We start from the raw sequence: 14,432 nt of genomic DNA, 5'->3' as shown, positions 1-14,432 counted from the left end.
ACCCGAATCCCTCGGTTGTAAGTAACGCGATCCGCCTAGCCGCCGGACGGCAGTACGGTCGCGAGGTGGACCACGTGCTCTGGCAGGACCGCCCCTCGCTGCGCCGGCCCGTGCTCGTCGCCGCGTTCGAGGGCTGGAACGACGCCGCGGATGCGGCCTCGACCGCCGCCCGCTACCTCGCCGAGCGCTGGGGCGGGCGCACGTTCGCCACCCTCGATCCCGAGGACTTCTACGACTTCTCCTCGACCCGACCGCAGGTTCGCCTGGTCGACGGCATCACCCGCGAGATCGCCTGGCCGACCAACGAGCTGCTTGCGGCGACGCTTCCCGGCTCGCAACGCGACGTGGTCGTGTTCCTCGGCGTGGAGCCGCAGTTGAAATGGCGCACGTTCTGCATGGAGATCGTCGGCGTCGCGCGCGAGCTCCAGGTCGAGATGGTCGTGACGCTCGGTGCCCTCCTCGCCGACGTGGCACACACCCGCCCGGTCCGCGTGACGGGCACCGCGGCCGATCCCGAGCTGGTTCGGCGCCTCGGCCTCGAGCGTTCGCGCTACGAGGGCCCGACCGGCATCGTCGGTGTCTTGCACGACGCGTGCAACCGCGCCGGCATCGCGTCGGCCTCGCTGTGGGCCGCAGTCCCCCACTACGTGGCCGCCACCCCGTCGCCGAAGGCCACGCTCGCCCTCGTCGAACGCACGACCGCGCTGCTCGCCACCCCGCTCACGACCACCGACCTCGAGATCGCGGCGGCCTCCTACGAACGACAGATCAGCGAGGTCGTCGAGGCCGACGAGGACGTGCGCGACTACGTGCAGCGGCTCGAGCGCGAGGAGGACGACGGCAGCGAGCACGATCCCATCGACGAGACGTCGCTCCCCTCAGGTGACGCCCTGGCGGCCGAGCTCGAGCGTTACCTCCGCGAGCAACGCGACGAGTAGGCGCTCGAGAGCGATGTGATGCGGCGCGATGCCGGTGGGTGTCGCGTCAGAGGCAGTCGACGCCGGCGAGCCCGCCCGAGCCGTTCAGCGCGACCCGGAGCCGTGACGCAGGGATCACCAGGCCGTAGCCCGATTGCTCTTCCGACGCGTACACGATGCCTGCCAGCCGGCCGCGGGCGTCGAACACCGGCCCACCGGACATGCCCGGCTGCGGACTCAGGGAGACGCGCATCACCGTGGCCCGCTCGTCGCGGTAGCGGCCCGCGACGTAGTCGACCACCTTGGCCCGACTGACCTCGAGTGCCACGGGATAGCCGGCGATGGTGACCGCCTCACCCCCGACCGGGTCGTGGTCGGCCAGGCGCACCGACTGCCCTGTCCGCAACTGCGTCCGCACGACGGCCACGTCGGCCTGAGCGCTCAGCTCGACGGGGCCGAACGCCACCGGGCCCTCGTGGGGTGCAACGGTGATGGCAGCCGACCCCTCGACCACGTGCCGGTTCGTGATCGTGGTGCCGTCACTGCACGCGACGCCCGAGCCCGAGTGGAGCGCGCTGTTGCCGAAGCCGACCACGCGCACGGTCGTGGCCGTGATCAGGCGTTGGGCGTCGAGTGCGCTGATCGGATCGATCGGCCCGGGCTCGACCTCCGGCGCGCCGACCGGTCCGGGGACGAGCAGCACGAGCGCGAGCACGAACAACGAGGAGAACAGAACCGCGCCCAACCTCATCGTCCGGAACGCGTTCCGCCGCAATCGTCCCTCAGCCCGCCGCCGCGTCGAGCTCGCCGAACCCCTGTCCGAGCCCGTCGATCAACCCGCGGAGCTCGGCGATCGCGGCCCGGTGGCCGGTGAGACCGATTCCCGTGCGGCCGTCGTAGGAGAGCGCGGCGACCGCCGACGCCGACCCGGCACCCGGCGCGTACGGGAACGCCTCGAGCAGTCGCGCACCCAGCAGGTAGCGGGGCGCCGCGAGCGCCTCGAACGTGATCGCGACGCTCGTGTCGTGGCTCCGCACCGCGGCGCGGAGGTCGGACTCGGACGCGTCCGTCGCGCGCACGACCTCGTAGCGGAGGTGGGACCCGACATCGACGGTCGGGCGCGCCCTACGACCGACGGCGACGAGCGCACGTCGGGGCCCTCGCAGCGCGGCCCGCGCCACGCCCGTCATCTCCGCGGGCCGGGTGGCGCGCTCCGCGAGGGTGTGCACGAGGAGCGCGGCATTGTTCGGCACCCTGCGCGCGGTCCACTGGGGCGCGTCGAGCGGTTGCGCGCGCGGCTCGTCGTCGAGGACCGCCTCGAGCGCGCCGGCCGCGCCCCGATCATGGGCCAGCGCGAGATGCGTCTTCTGCAGCACCGCCACGCGGTCGCCCTCCACCCCGTCGACGAACCAAAGCTCCCACAGAGGACGCCGCCGATCGAGCGGAAGGGTCTGGAGCCGGGCCATGAGCGCGTTCAGCTGCTCCTCGCGACCGGGCCGGGGCAGCGCGGTGAGCCGCACGTGATACGTCAGGTCGAAGCGGTCGTCGTCGACCCACACCGGCCGTCCCTGGCCGAAGGGGACGGGCTGCACCCGGCGGCGCAACGCGGGCCAGCGATGGAGGCGCCCCGCGACGTGGCTGCGCGCGTCGTCGAGCCGGAAGCGGCCGCGCTCGTCGAGGAAGGCCGCCGCCTCGAACAGGGCCAACGAGCCGACGTGCTCGGGCGAGCGTCGCGACTCGCGGCGCAGCGACGATGCGGCCCGCGCGCTGAGGCGCTCGTACCCCACGCTGCCCTCCCCCCGTCAAACCCGTGGTGCGTGCCCACCCCATGCTAGGAGCGCTCTCGCTACGTAGCCATTCCGCCGGCACGCGACCGTGCTAGCGCCGGAGGCCGTAGCCCGCGAGCACCTCGGAGGCGGCCGGGAACAGCCGGTCGAGGGCGGCGAACAGGTTGCCGGGGCGGGCGACGCGATACGCCGCGGTGGCGGCGTAGAGGCGCAGGGCGCAGTCGACGCGCGCGAGGTCGCCGAGGGCCGCGAGCGCCTCGGCGCCCTGCAGGTAGACGCCCGCGTAGTACGCCTCGGGCCGGCTCTCCCAGAACGTGACGGCCTCACCGGCGTGGCCTCTCGCGTCGGCGGGGATCTGCACGATGCGCGCCGTCTCCAGCGTGTCCTCGAACCGGCCCTCGGCATAGGTGGCGAGCCCCTCGTCGAGCCAGGGGTCGCGGCCCTGGTCGTTGCCGACGAGCGCATAGAACCACTGGTGGCCGATCTCGTGGCTGGTCGTGCGCCCGATGGTGCCCGGGCCCTGCATGGTGTGGCCGGGGTACTCGATGCCGCCCCGCAGCCCCGGAGTGATCGCAAGCGTGTAGACGGGCCACGCGTAGGGCCCGAAGCGGCGACTGAAGTCCTCGAGCACCCGGACCGCCTTGTCGAGATACGGCTGGACCGCGTCGCCCACGCCCGCGTCCACACCGACCGTCACCGCTACCGACTGCGGCACGTGCGCGGTCCCGGACTCGATCGTGAACCGGCCCACCGACATCGCGAAGTCGCGCATCGCAGTTGCGGTCCAGTGGGTGGGCCCGTCCTGAACACCGGACGCGAGCACGCTCAGGCCCGCGGGCACGGTGGCCGTGACGTCGAAGTCGGCGGTGGGAGCAGTGGACGACTCCGCGTCGACTGTCGTCGGAGCCTCGGTCGCCCATCCCACGCCCGGCTCCCAGCCGAGGATCGGGAAGAAGGAGCCGAGCCGCGCCGAGTCGCCCGAACGCGAGACGCGATCGTCGATCGTGCCCGCGAGGCGCAGCCGCCAGCTCAGGCGCACGTCGACGGCACGCCCTGCGGCGAACGTCGTCCCCCTTCCGACGACGAGCAGGGTCGGCGTCTCCCGTTCGGACGCGACCGCAGCACCGTCCACGGTGACCGTGCCGGTGTCGAGGCGGGCCCCGGCCCGGCTGAGGCGCGGGCCGTTGGGCCACAGCCGGAAGACGAGGCGATCGGTGGTGACGTCGGGAGTGAAGACAACCGCGAGATCGCCCTCCGCGATGCCTTCGCTCGGGCGCACGTCGACGCGCAACCGGTAACGGGGCCGGCTCGGGTCGGGCATGGCACGCACCGGCTGGGTCGCGCAGACGTCGGGTGCGACCGTCGACGTCGTAGCCGCCGCAGCAGCGTTCGACGTCGCGCGCGATTGTGCCTTCCGCGGGACGGCCACGCGTTCGGGCCCGGAGCACGCGGCAAGCACGACCACGACCGCCATCATCGACGTGGCGCGTAACGTCGAGACGGTGACGTCACTCACCCCGACCTGCGTCTGGCGGGCCACACCCGATCTCGTGATCGCGCTCGACGCGCGCTTCGGCGAGCCGGTCGACGCGTACGTCAACGGTTCGCAGGTATGGCTGCGCGACGACGGCCCCGGCGGCCTGACGATCGAGTGGCGGCTCCATCCGGCACCGGGCTACCGGCGCCCGGCCGAGATCGACACGTACGAGGTGTTCTCGACGACCGCACACGCGCTCGCCACGGGCGCTGGGCTTGCCGCACCTCTCGACGCGCTCTGGGAGGGGTTGGAGGCGTTCCCCGCCTACGGCGACGAGATCGAGCCCGCGGTGCTCGCCAGCGTCGCCACCGACGCGCTCGGGCGGGCGCCCGACGCCGCGGGTGTCGTCGATCATGAAGCCATCGGGCGCGAATGGGAGCGCGCGGCAGGACACGCGTCGATCGTCGACATGCTCTTCGCCCAGCTGCTCGGCTAGCCGTCGCTGCGCCACATCGGTGCCCGTGGCGCGTCGAACAACACGTCGACGTGCTCGCCGCGCAGCGCGCGGAAGGCGTGTGGTCCCCAGCGCTCGGCGCCGGCGAGCGGCCATGGCAAGGCGTCCTCCGCGAACCAGCCCACCTCGGCCGTCTCGAGCGGATGCGCCTTGAGCTCACCGCCGAGGGCGCGGCAGTGGAAGACCAACGAGTAGAGCGGCACGCGCGTGAACCCGAGCCGGAGACCGTCGAGCACGGCGATGAGCCGCAACGGCTCGATCTCGATGCCCGTCTCCTCGAGCACCTCTTTCACCGCCACCTCCGAGGCCGAGTACCCCACGTCGGCCCAGCCGGTCGGGTAGAGCCACACCCCCGAGTCGGACCGCTGCACGAGCAGCAGCTCGCCGTCGTCGTTGCCCACCACCGCGCCCACCGCGACCTTAGGCGTGACGTAGCCGGCCACGCCCTCGCCCACCAGCTTCAACCACTCCTCGACGAGCACCTCGGCTTCCAGCTCGTGGCCGGCAGCGACGCGGATATCAGCCGCCACCTTGAGCACCTCCTCGAAGCGCTCCTGCTCGTAGAGGCTCTGTGTGAAGCCGAGGCCCGTGCGCGCGATCGCGGACAGCGACTCGCTCCAGCGCAACAGGTCGTGGGCGCTGACCGCTTGCGTGGCGTCGTCGGGTTCGCCGGAGCTCACGCCCCGAGGCTATCCAGCGCCACGGTAGGGTCGCCGCCCATGGCAGCGGCCGTGGTCACCGAGAGCATCGAGCGCCGGTTCGACGACACCATGGCGGTCGACGGCGTCGATCTCGAGGTGCGCGAAGGTGAGATCTACGGGTTCCTCGGCCCCAATGGCGCCGGCAAGTCGACCCTGGTCCGCATGCTCTGCACCCTGCTGCTCCCGTCCGCAGGACGGGCGCTCGTGCTCGGGCACGACGTGGCCACCCAACCCGGCCAGGTCCGTCTGCGTATCGGGGTCGCGCTCCAGGATGCGGCCCTCGACGACCGGCAGACCGGCCGCGAGCTCCTCACGCTGCAGGCGCGCCTGTACGGACTCCACCGGGCAGAGGTGGACGAGCGCGTGGAGCACGTGCTGCGCATCGTCGACATCGGAGACGCGATCGACCGCCGCATCGGCACCTACTCGGGGGGGATGAAGCGTCGGCTCGACCTGGCCGCCGCACTGGTGCACAACCCCGACGTGCTGTTTCTCGACGAGCCGACCACCGGCCTCGACCCCGCGAGCCGCGCCCTCGTCTGGCGCGAGGTGCGCCGGCTCAACCAGGAGCTGGGCATGACGATCTTCCTCACCACGCAGTACCTGGAAGAGGCCGACGAGCTCGCGGACCGGGTCGGGATCATCGACCACGGCAAGCTCGTCGCCGAGGGCGCGCCGGACGAGCTCAAGCGCGCGATCAGCGACGACGTCATCGTGGCCCGCGTCGAGGGGGCGGGCGACGACGTGATCCAGGCGCTGTGCGCGATCGACGGCGTCGATCAGGTCGACGTGCACGGCGAGGAGCTCACCGTGCGAACGGCGAACGGCGCGGCCGCGGTGAGCCCGGTGGCTGTCGCGCTCAGCCGCGACGGCGTCAAGGTGCACACCCTCACCCTCCGCACCCCGACGCTCGACGACGTGTTCCTCGAGCTGACGGGCGGCCACATCGACCACGGCCACATCGACAACAAGGGCGACGGAGACCCGACCTCGTGACCACCACCGCCCTCCCCGCCGCGCCGCCGGTCGTGCGGGCCCGTCCCGCGGGGTTCCTGAGCGACATGCGCACGGTGGCCACCCGCGCCCTGCGGGCGGTGCCCCGCGAGCCGGAGTCGATCATCCCCGCGTTGATCGTTCCGGTGTTCTTCTACGTGGTGAACGTCGGTGCCCTGTCGAAGGTGAGCCACAACGCGTACGGGCTCGACTTCAAGGCCTTCCAGGTGCCGGTCGCGATCATCTTCGCGGTGACCGGCATCTCTCGCGCGTCGACCCTCGTCACCGACATCCAGGACGGCTACTTCGACCGGCTGTGCGTCACACCGGTGCGCCGGCTCGCCTTGCTTCTCGGGCTCATGGTCGCCGACGTCGCGGTCGTGATCGCGCTCTGCATCCCCGTGTTGTTGCTGGGCTTCGCCTACGGCGTCCGCTTCGAGACCGGGCCCATCGGCATGCTCTTGTTCCTGCTCATCGCGGGCGCGTGGGGCCTCGTGTTCACCGGGTTCCCGTACGCCATCGCGCTCAAGACCGGCAACCCCGCCGCGGTCAACAGCAGCTTCATCCTCTTCTTTCCCTTCGCCTTCCTCACGACCGCGTTCCAGCCCAAGCAGGCGCTCAGCGGCTGGCTCGCCACGGTGGCCACGTACAACCCGGTCACGTACCTCCTGTCGGGCCTGCGCTCCCTCGTCAGCGAGGGCTGGGACGGGATGGAGCTCCTCAAGGCCGCTGCCGCCATCGCCGCCGTCGGCGCCGTCAGCATCTCGCTCGCGCTGGCCGCGCTGAGGGGACGCGTGCGCCGGGGGTAGAGATGGGACAATGTCGCGATGGCGGTACGCAAGGACTGTCGTCACTACTCCAGCCGCACGCTGCCGACCGGTGAGCAGGTCGAGCGGTGCCGGGTCGACGCGAACCAGGCCGTTCCGTTCGCGTGCCCCGAGGGCTGCCTCTTCTTCGAGCCCCGCGCCATCAGCGGGGCGGGCTGGACGCAGCCGCCCGACCGGCGCTCGTAGCCGAGCCACGGCCAACGCTTCGGCTTCTTGGTGCGCTGAACCACCGTGACGGTGGGTGACTGCACCAAGAAGCGATCAGGGCGTACGGAGGAGGTCGGCGAGGTGGGGGAAGAACGACGAGCGGGGAAGCACCTCGTCGCAGCCGGCCGCGCTCGCCGCCTCGAGCAACGCCCGCTCGGTGTGCCGGCCGAAGCCGATCACCCGCCTGCCCCTCAGCGCGGGCAGCACCTCGAGCACGCCGGGGCGCATGAGATCGACGACCACGACGTCGCCCGGCGCGTCCACGAGCGCCTCGGGGTCATCGACGAAGACGACGTCGCCGGCGGCCGCGACCTTCGACCGGTCGATGAGGTCGGGCACGTAAGCGACGACGGTCATGGGCACGACTCCCGCCGGCGCTGCAAATGCGTGAACGCCTTCGCCGCACCCCACGCCAGACCGACGTCGGCGAGCTCGGGCGACACGTCGGCGAAGTTGGCGGGCGCGAGGTCGTAGTCGTCGTCGGGGAACAGACGCTCCTGCGACTCGTCGCGCACCACAGGGGGTACGCCTGCGGCCCGGAGCACCTCGGTGGGGTACCGCACGGCCCCGCGCAGGAGCGACAGGGGCGTCGTGCGTTGGTCGTCGATGTCGAGCGCCAGGAGGTCGCGCACCTCGGCGCCGACCTCGGTCGCCGCCCGCCGTCCCGCCTCGGTGGCAGCCGCACGCACGTCGTCGTCGACCCGACCGTGGAAGGCGATGGCGAGGCGTGCGACCGACCGCTCCACCCACCCGGGGAGCGCCTGCTCGATGGCCTCCGCGAGGGGAATGGCGGTGCTTTCGACCACCGGCGGCGTGAGATGCTCGTCCATCAGGATTCGAGCTTTGTCGGTGTTCGAGGGCGTCGTCTACCACTGCCATGCCGTCGACCCCGCCAACCCGTGCCGTCCGACGCTCGAGGTCGACGCGCTCACGCGCGACGGCGACCTCGACGCCGGCCCGCTGCTCGTCACCCTCGCCGACTACGCGCGCATGGCCGGTGGAGCGGACGCGGTCGCGCCGTGCCTCCCAGCGCTGAAACAGAAGGGCCGGCTGGTCGAGTGGATGGGCGTGCTGCACGTGTCGTTCCCGACCTGGACGACCACCTCGTGAGACGGGTCGAGCCCGGCCCCGGGCAGGAGTCCGTCTGGGACTACCCGCGCCCACCCCGCCTCGAGCCATCCGACGCGCATGTGGTCGTGGAGCTCGAAGGGGTCACGATCGTCGACACCACCGCGTCGCAGCGCGTCCTCGAGACGAGCCACCCACCGGTGTTCTACATCCCACGAGCCGACATCGCACCCGGCGCCCTCGTCAGCGCGGAGCGCCGGACCTGGTGCGTGACGGCGGGCGGGCGCACCGAGCCGGACGCGGCATGGACCTACCTCGAGCCCATGCCCGGCTACGAGCCGCTCGCCGGACACGTCGCGTTCTACGCCAGCCGCATGGACGCGTGCTTCGTCGACGACGAGCGCGTCGAGTCACAGCCGGGCGACTTCTACGGTGGCTGGATCACGACGCGCGTCGTCGGCCCGTTCAAGGGCAGCGCCGGCACCTACACCTGGTAGCCAGAGCCCACCCCTCAGCCTTCGACCACGTCACCCAGGCGGTCGACCTGGACACCGGCGTCCTCCAGCCAGTCGACGGCGCTCTCGACCGCGACGTCGTCGCCTGCGAGCTCGCAGATGATCCAGCCCATCTTCTCCTCGACGTTGGCCCGGCGGATGTTCGGCAACACGTCGAACTCGCGGACGAGCCGGCCGAGCAGCGGCTGCTTGATGAGGTGCTCAGGAAAGGTGAGCTTGACCCTGAGGTTCACGGGGGGCCTCCGGCGCGGGAGAGGGGTCAGAGGGCAGCGTTCAGGTTGCCAGACCGAAAGCCCTCCAGGTCAAGTGTCACGTAGCGGTAGCCGCTCGCCTTCACCGCCGCGACCACCTCGGCGCGCCGCTCGATCGCGGTCATGAGCGCCCCCGGGTCGAGCTCGACGCGGGCGACGTCGCCGTAATGACGCACGCGCAGCTGTTCGAAGCCCAGGGCACGCAGCGCCGCCTCCGCCCGTCCCACCCGACCGAGCACCTCGACGGTGACCGGTGTGCCGTAGGGCAGCCGGGACGCGAGACACGCGGCCGCGGGCTTGTCCCAGGTGCGCAGGCCGAGGGCGCGAGACGCGTCGCGCACCGCTTCCTTGGTGAAGCCGGCCTCGACGAGCGGGAACACCGCGCCCCGCTCGGCGGCCGCGTCCTGCCCCGGGCGGTGGTCGCCGAGGTCGTCGACGTTCGTGCCGAGGACCACCGTGGCACGGTCGGCGGCGGCGAGCGGCGCCACGACGTCCATCAGCTCGGCCTTGCAGTGGTAGCAGCGGTCGGGACCGTTGGCGACGTATGCGGCGCGCGCCAGCTCGTCGGTCTCCACCGCCGTCCAGCGCAGGCCCCACTCGCGGGCCAGCGCGGCGCAGTCGTCGCGCTCGTCGGGGGCGAGCGACGGTGACACCGCGGTGACCGCGTGCGCGCGGGTGCCCAGCGTGTCATGCGCGACCCATGCGAGGAACGCGGAGTCGGCGCCCCCGCTGAACGCCACCGTGACCGCGCCGAGGTCGCGGAGACGTCGCCGCAGTCGTACCAGGTCACCCATCCACGACCTCCAGCCGGATCCGCTTGTTGCCCTTGCCCTTCGACTCGGTCTTGACCACCTTGATGCGGCCCACCTCGTCGGTGCTCCGCACGTGCGTGCCGCCGTCCGCCTGCTTGTCGAGCCCGACGATGTCGACCACGCGGATCTCGGTGACCGACTCCGGGATCAGGTTGACCTTCGTGCGGATCAACGCGTCGTCGGCGAGCGCCTCGTCGCGTGGGAGAAAGGAGACCTCGATCGGACGCGCCGCGGCCAGCTCGGCGTTGACCAGCTGCTCCACCCGCGTCGCGAAACCCTCCGGCAAGGGGTCGAACTCGAAGTCCATGCGCGCCGCCAGCTCCTCCATGTTCCCGCCGGTGACGGCCTTGCCCCACTCGTTCCAGATCACGCCGCACAGCACGTGGAGCGCCGAGTGCGTGCGCATGAGCGCGTGGCGCCGGCTCCAGTCGACGGAGCCCTCGACCTCGTCGTCGACCGCGGGCCGCTGGCCGTCGCCGCCGAGCGTGTGCCACACCACGTCGCCCTCGCCCTTGCGCACCTCGACGACAGGGAGGCCGGCCAGCGTGCCCGTGTCGTGGGGCTGGCCGCCGCCGGTGGGGTAGAACGCGGTGCGGTCGACGGCGACCGCAGAGTCACGTGCGTCGGTCACCCGGGCGGTGAACGTTCGCAGGTAGGCGTCGCGCAGGTAGAGGAGCTCGGTCGCCACGGAGGCAGGCTACGCGCTCAGATCGCCGCCCAGGTACGCCTCGCGCACCGACGGATCGGCCAGGAGCTTCTGAGCCGAGTCGGTCTTCACCACCCGTCCGGTCTCGAGCACGTAGGCGCGGTGGGCGCGCTGCAGGGCCTGCGCCGCGTTCTGCTCCACGACCAGGATCGTGGTCCCCTGCGCGTTGATCTCGCGGATGATCTCGAAGATCTGGGTCACGAGCCTGGGTGCCAGCCCCATCGACGGCTCGTCGAGCAGCAGCACCTTGGGCCCGGCCATCAGCGCCCGGCCGATGGCCAGCATCTGCTGCTCACCGCCGGACAACGTGCCACCCGCCTGCCGCTCGCGCTCACGCAGGCGGGGGAAGAGCTCGAACACGCGCTCGAGATCGGCGTTGTACGCCTTGCGCCCGCCCCGGCGCGCGTACGCGCCCATCTCGAGGTTCTCGGTGACGGTCATGCCGGGGAAGATCCCCCGGCCCTCCGGCGCCTGGCAGATCCCCAGCTCGACCCGTTGGTGCGCCGGCACACCGCTGATGTCCCTCCCGTCGAAGACGACGCGCCCCGAGCTCATCGGGACGACGCCGGAGATCGTCTTGAGCGTCGTCGTCTTGCCCGCGCCGTTGGCGCCGATCAGGGTGACGACCTCGCCCTCCGCGACGGTGCACGACACACCCTTGAGCGCCTCCACCTTGCCGTAGTGGACACGGACCTCGTCCAGCTCCAGCAGGCTGGTCACGCCGGGGCGCCGAGGTACGCCTCGATCACGCGCGGATCGCGCTGGACCTCCGCGGGCGGTCCTTCCGCGATCTTCTGGCCGAAGTCCAGCACCGCGATGCGGTCGCACACGTTCATCACCAGGCCCATGTCGTGCTCGATGAGCAGCACGGTGAGGCCCGCGCTGCGGATCTGGCGGATCAGGCCGATCAGCGCCCGTTTCTCCGACTGGTTCATCCCGGCCGCCGGCTCGTCGAGAAGCAGGACGCTCGGACCGGTGGCCATGGCCCGGGCGATCTCGAGACGGCGCTGGTCGCCGTAGGGGAGGTTCTGGGCGACGTCGTCACGCCGGTGCGCGATGCCGACGAACTCCAGCAGCCGCATCGCCTCCTCCCGACCCTCGCGCTCCTCCCGGCGGTGGCGGGGAAGGCCCAGCAGCGCACCGGGAACGCTCGTCTGATGCCTGGCATCGGTGCCGACCTTGACGTTCTCGAGCGCGGTCATGTTCGCGAAGAGGCGGATGCTCTGGAACGTGCGCCCGACGCCCGCCTCGGTGATCCGGTGGGGGCGCTGCGCGGTGATGGGCCGGCCTTCCAACAGGATCTCGCCGCTCGTGGGGCGGAGGAAGCCGGTCACGCAGTTGAACACCGTCGTCTTGCCCGCCCCGTTGGGCCCGATGACGCCGAAGATCTGGTTGCGGCCCACCTCCAGTGAGACCCGGTTGATCGCCACCACCCCACCGAACTCCATGCGCAACGCACGCAGTTCGACGACGACGTCGGAGGTTGCGGTCCGCTCGGCCTGCGCGCCGGCCAGCAGCCCCGCGACCTCCTCGTGCGCACCCTCGCCGGTGGCGGCGACCTCCTCGGTGGCGGCGGGCTCGGGTGTCGCCGCCGCGACCGTCTCCTCCTCCACCTCCACCGACTCGGCCGGCGTGGCGGTGGCGCCCATGCCGGTGCCGCCGGCGGACCCCGCCAGCTCGGCGGCGCGCTGCCGGCTCGGAATCAGGCCCTGGGGCCGGAAGATCATGATGACGACGAGCGCGAAGCCGAAGAGGAACACGCGGTACTCGGTGATGTTGCTGGCGTTCGCACCGATCAACCAGTTCAGGAACTTCGTGATCCTCTGGCCCGCGGCGGCGTCTCGTAGGTACTCGGGGAGAAAGGCGATGGCGAAGGCACCCGCGATGACGCCCGGGATGGAGCCCATGCCGCCGAGAACGACGGCGGCGAGGATGATCACCGACAGGAAGAACGGAAAGTTGTCGGGCGAGATGAAGCTCACCCGGCTGGCGTAGATCCAGCCGCCCAGTCCACCGATCGAGGCACCGATGGCGAACGCCCACAGCTTCATGGTGAAAGTGTGCACGCCCATCGACTCCGCGGCGTCCTCGTCCTCACGCACCGCCGCCCATGACCGACCGACCCGCGAGCGGTTGAGGCGCACGCTGGCGATGATCGCCAGCAGGATCGCGGCCAGCACCACGTAGTAGTAGGGCAACGGGTCGCCCTTGAACTCGACGCCGAGCACTTCCGACGGGTGTGGGATCGCGGTGATTCCCCGCGCCTCGCCCAGCGACGCGCTGTTCTGGGCCACGATGCGCACGATCTCGCCGAAGCCGAGGGTGACGATCGCGAGGTAGTCGCCGCGAAGGCGCAGCGTCGGGCCGCCGAGCACGACACCCGCAACCGCCGCCACCAGGATCGCGAGCGTGACCACCTCCCACGCGTTCCACCCGGACGAGGTCGTGAGCTTGGCGGTCGTGTACGCGCCGACCGCATAGAACGCCACGTACCCCAGGTCGAGCAGTCCTGCGTAGCCCACCACGATGTTGAGGCCGAGCGCGAGCAGCACGTAGACGCCGACCGGGAAGAACAGCACGCTCTGCCAGCGCGTGGAGATCGTCGCCGGGTACGCGACGACGAACGCGGCAACCGCTGCGAACACTGTGATCCGCAGCGCGAGACCCTGGCGGTCCCACCAACGGGCGACCGGCGCCACCATCGAGAGCCTCACGCGCGCGCCTTGCTGAGGCTCTCACCGAGGATGCCGGTCGGACGGAACATCAGCACGAGCACGAGCACGGTGAACGCGAACACGTCCTTCCACTCGCCGCCGAGCACGGTCGAGCCCCAGTTCTCGAGCAGACCGAGGAGCAGGCCGCCCAGGAACGCGCCCCGGATGTTCCCGATGCCGCCCAGCACGGCCGCGGTGAACGCCTTGATGCCCGGAAGGAAGCCGATGTTGTAGCGCGCGCTCTCGAAGAACAGCCCGAACAGAGCACCTCCCGCGCCGGCCAGCATCCCGCCGAGCAGGAACGTCAACATGACGACCCGGTCGATGTTGACGCCCATGAGCGCGGCAGTGCCCGGGTCCTGGGCGGTGGCACGGATGCCCCGTCCGAGCCGGGTGGTGGCCACGAAGCGGTCGAGCGCCACCATCAGGACGACCGCGGCCACGACCACCAGCACCTTGTCGGTGCGGACGCTCGCCCCCTCGAAGTTGAAGAGCTCGTGGCGTTCGAGCACGCGAGGGAAGCCCAGCTGGTTGCGGCCGTAGCGAAGCGCGAACAGCTCCTGTAGGAACAACGAGATGCCGATCGCGGTGATGAGAGCCGCCAACCGCTGAGCGCCGCGCCGCCGCAGGGGCCGGTAGGCCACGCGCTCCATCACCACCGCGGCAGCACCCGACGCGGCCATGCCGGCCACGATCATGACGAGGACGGTCAGCACGAGCGCGCCACCGGTCTTCGCGGGGTCGCCCGTCTCCATGCCGATCGCGTGCAGGCCGAACAAGCTGGCGAACACCCCGATCATGAAGATCTCGGAGTGGGCGAAGTTGATCAGGCGCAGCACGCCGTAGACGAGCGTGTAGCCCAACGCGATCAGCGCGTACACGGCGCCCAGCGTCAACCCGTCGACGGTCTGGGGCCAGAACTGGTCCTTCAGGCAGCTGACGC

18 protein-coding genes are annotated in these 14,432 nt (G+C 71.3%); 6 read left to right on the top strand and 12 right to left on the bottom strand.

The window, feature by feature from the left end; all coding sequences use genetic code 11:
* Positions 1 to 65: 65 nt before the first annotated feature.
* Positions 66 to 938, top strand: coding sequence for a PAC2 family protein (locus tag E6G06_11355; protein ID TML91058.1), 873 nt, complete (start codon positions 66 to 68; stop codon positions 936 to 938).
* 46 nt (positions 939 to 984) lie between these two features.
* On the opposite strand, the gene E6G06_11350 is transcribed toward E6G06_11355, so the two are convergent.
* The 3 genes from E6G06_11350 to E6G06_11340 all read right to left on the bottom strand — a co-directional run bounded on the left by E6G06_11350 (position 985) and on the right by E6G06_11340 (position 4,220).
* Positions 985 to 1,668, bottom strand: coding sequence for a trypsin-like peptidase domain-containing protein (locus E6G06_11350; GenBank protein TML91057.1), 684 nt, complete (start codon positions 1,666 to 1,668; stop codon positions 985 to 987).
* Positions 1,669 to 1,699: 31 nt separating this feature from the next.
* Complete coding sequence (locus E6G06_11345; GenBank protein TML91056.1) at positions 1,700 to 2,704, bottom strand: DUF1298 domain-containing protein; 1,005 nt, start codon at positions 2,702 to 2,704, stop codon at positions 1,700 to 1,702.
* Positions 2,705 to 2,795: 91 nt separating this feature from the next.
* Positions 2,796 to 4,220: a M1 family metallopeptidase gene (locus E6G06_11340; GenBank protein TML91055.1), complete on the bottom strand. Its 1,425-nt coding sequence runs from the start codon at positions 4,218 to 4,220 to the stop codon at positions 2,796 to 2,798.
* Between E6G06_11340 and E6G06_11335 the strand changes: the two genes are divergently transcribed.
* The gene (locus E6G06_11335; GenBank protein ID TML91054.1) at positions 4,207 to 4,677 is read left to right on the top strand and encodes a hypothetical protein; all 471 of its coding nucleotides are present in this window, start codon (positions 4,207 to 4,209) and stop codon (positions 4,675 to 4,677) included. The two genes, E6G06_11340 and E6G06_11335, sit on opposite strands and share 14 nt — an antisense overlap.
* Here E6G06_11335 and E6G06_11330 read toward each other — a convergent pair.
* Positions 4,674 to 5,375 (bottom strand): NUDIX domain-containing protein, encoded by a 702-nt coding sequence (locus tag E6G06_11330; protein TML91053.1) that lies wholly within the window; start codon positions 5,373 to 5,375, stop codon positions 4,674 to 4,676. The genes E6G06_11335 and E6G06_11330 overlap by 4 nt on opposite strands.
* Positions 5,376 to 5,414: 39 nt before the next feature.
* Between E6G06_11330 and E6G06_11325 the strand changes: the two genes are divergently transcribed.
* From E6G06_11325 to E6G06_11315, 3 genes are all read left to right on the top strand, one after another.
* Entirely contained in the window at positions 5,415 to 6,392 is a 978-nt protein-coding gene (locus tag E6G06_11325) for an ATP-binding cassette domain-containing protein (protein TML91052.1), read from the top strand.
* Positions 6,393 to 6,457: 65 nt separating this feature from the next.
* Positions 6,458 to 7,198 carry an ABC transporter permease gene (locus E6G06_11320; protein TML91102.1) on the top strand — a complete coding sequence of 247 codons (741 nt, stop codon included), beginning with the start codon at positions 6,458 to 6,460 and terminating at the stop codon, positions 7,196 to 7,198.
* A gap of 18 nt (positions 7,199 to 7,216) precedes the next feature.
* A complete protein-coding gene (locus E6G06_11315; protein TML91051.1) occupies positions 7,217 to 7,402 on the top strand; it encodes a hypothetical protein in 186 nt (61 codons plus the stop codon).
* A gap of 75 nt (positions 7,403 to 7,477) precedes the next feature.
* Here E6G06_11315 and E6G06_11310 read toward each other — a convergent pair whose 3' ends face one another.
* Complete coding sequence (locus E6G06_11310) at positions 7,478 to 7,780, bottom strand: response regulator transcription factor (protein ID TML91050.1); 303 nt, start codon at positions 7,778 to 7,780, stop codon at positions 7,478 to 7,480.
* Entirely contained in the window at positions 7,777 to 8,253 is a 477-nt protein-coding gene (locus E6G06_11305) for a hypothetical protein (GenBank protein ID TML91049.1), read from the bottom strand. The genes E6G06_11310 and E6G06_11305 overlap by 4 nt, the downstream gene beginning before the upstream one ends.
* Between E6G06_11305 and E6G06_11300 the strand changes: the two genes are divergently transcribed.
* Positions 8,242 to 8,988, top strand: coding sequence for a DUF427 domain-containing protein (locus tag E6G06_11300; protein ID TML91048.1), 747 nt, complete (start codon positions 8,242 to 8,244; stop codon positions 8,986 to 8,988). The two genes, E6G06_11305 and E6G06_11300, sit on opposite strands and share 12 nt — an antisense overlap.
* A 14-nt stretch (positions 8,989 to 9,002) precedes the next feature.
* On the opposite strand, the gene E6G06_11295 is transcribed toward E6G06_11300, so the two are convergent.
* The 6 genes from E6G06_11295 to E6G06_11270 are packed head-to-tail and all read right to left on the bottom strand — an operon-like array spanning position 9,003 to position 14,421.
* Positions 9,003 to 9,269: a FeS-binding protein gene (locus E6G06_11295; GenBank protein TML91047.1), complete on the bottom strand. Its 267-nt coding sequence runs from the start codon at positions 9,267 to 9,269 to the stop codon at positions 9,003 to 9,005.
* Positions 9,266 to 10,051, bottom strand: a complete 786-nt coding sequence (larE, locus tag E6G06_11290; protein ID TML91046.1) for an ATP-dependent sacrificial sulfur transferase LarE — start codon at positions 10,049 to 10,051, stop codon at positions 9,266 to 9,268. The genes E6G06_11295 and larE overlap by 4 nt, the downstream gene beginning before the upstream one ends.
* The gene (locus tag E6G06_11285; protein TML91045.1) at positions 10,044 to 10,757 is read right to left on the bottom strand and encodes an alanyl-tRNA editing protein; all 714 of its coding nucleotides are present in this window, start codon (positions 10,755 to 10,757) and stop codon (positions 10,044 to 10,046) included. Before E6G06_11285 ends, larE begins: the two co-directional genes overlap by 8 nt.
* A gap of 9 nt (positions 10,758 to 10,766) precedes the next feature.
* On the bottom strand, positions 10,767 to 11,495 hold the full coding sequence (locus E6G06_11280; protein ID TML91044.1) for an ABC transporter ATP-binding protein: 729 nt from the start codon (positions 11,493 to 11,495) through the stop codon (positions 10,767 to 10,769).
* Positions 11,492 to 13,477 carry an ATP-binding cassette domain-containing protein gene (locus E6G06_11275; protein ID TML91101.1) on the bottom strand — a complete coding sequence of 662 codons (1,986 nt, stop codon included), beginning with the start codon at positions 13,475 to 13,477 and terminating at the stop codon, positions 11,492 to 11,494. Before E6G06_11275 ends, E6G06_11280 begins: the two co-directional genes overlap by 4 nt.
* An 8-nt stretch (positions 13,478 to 13,485) precedes the next feature.
* Positions 13,486 to 14,421, bottom strand: a complete 936-nt coding sequence (locus tag E6G06_11270; GenBank protein ID TML91043.1) for a branched-chain amino acid ABC transporter permease — start codon at positions 14,419 to 14,421, stop codon at positions 13,486 to 13,488.
* Positions 14,422 to 14,432 lie beyond the last annotated feature (11 nt).

This window comes from Actinomycetota bacterium (assembly GCA_005888325.1).
GTDB lineage: Bacteria > Actinomycetota > Acidimicrobiia > Acidimicrobiales > AC-14 > AC-14.
This window is presented reverse-complemented; position numbering and strand designations above follow the sequence as displayed.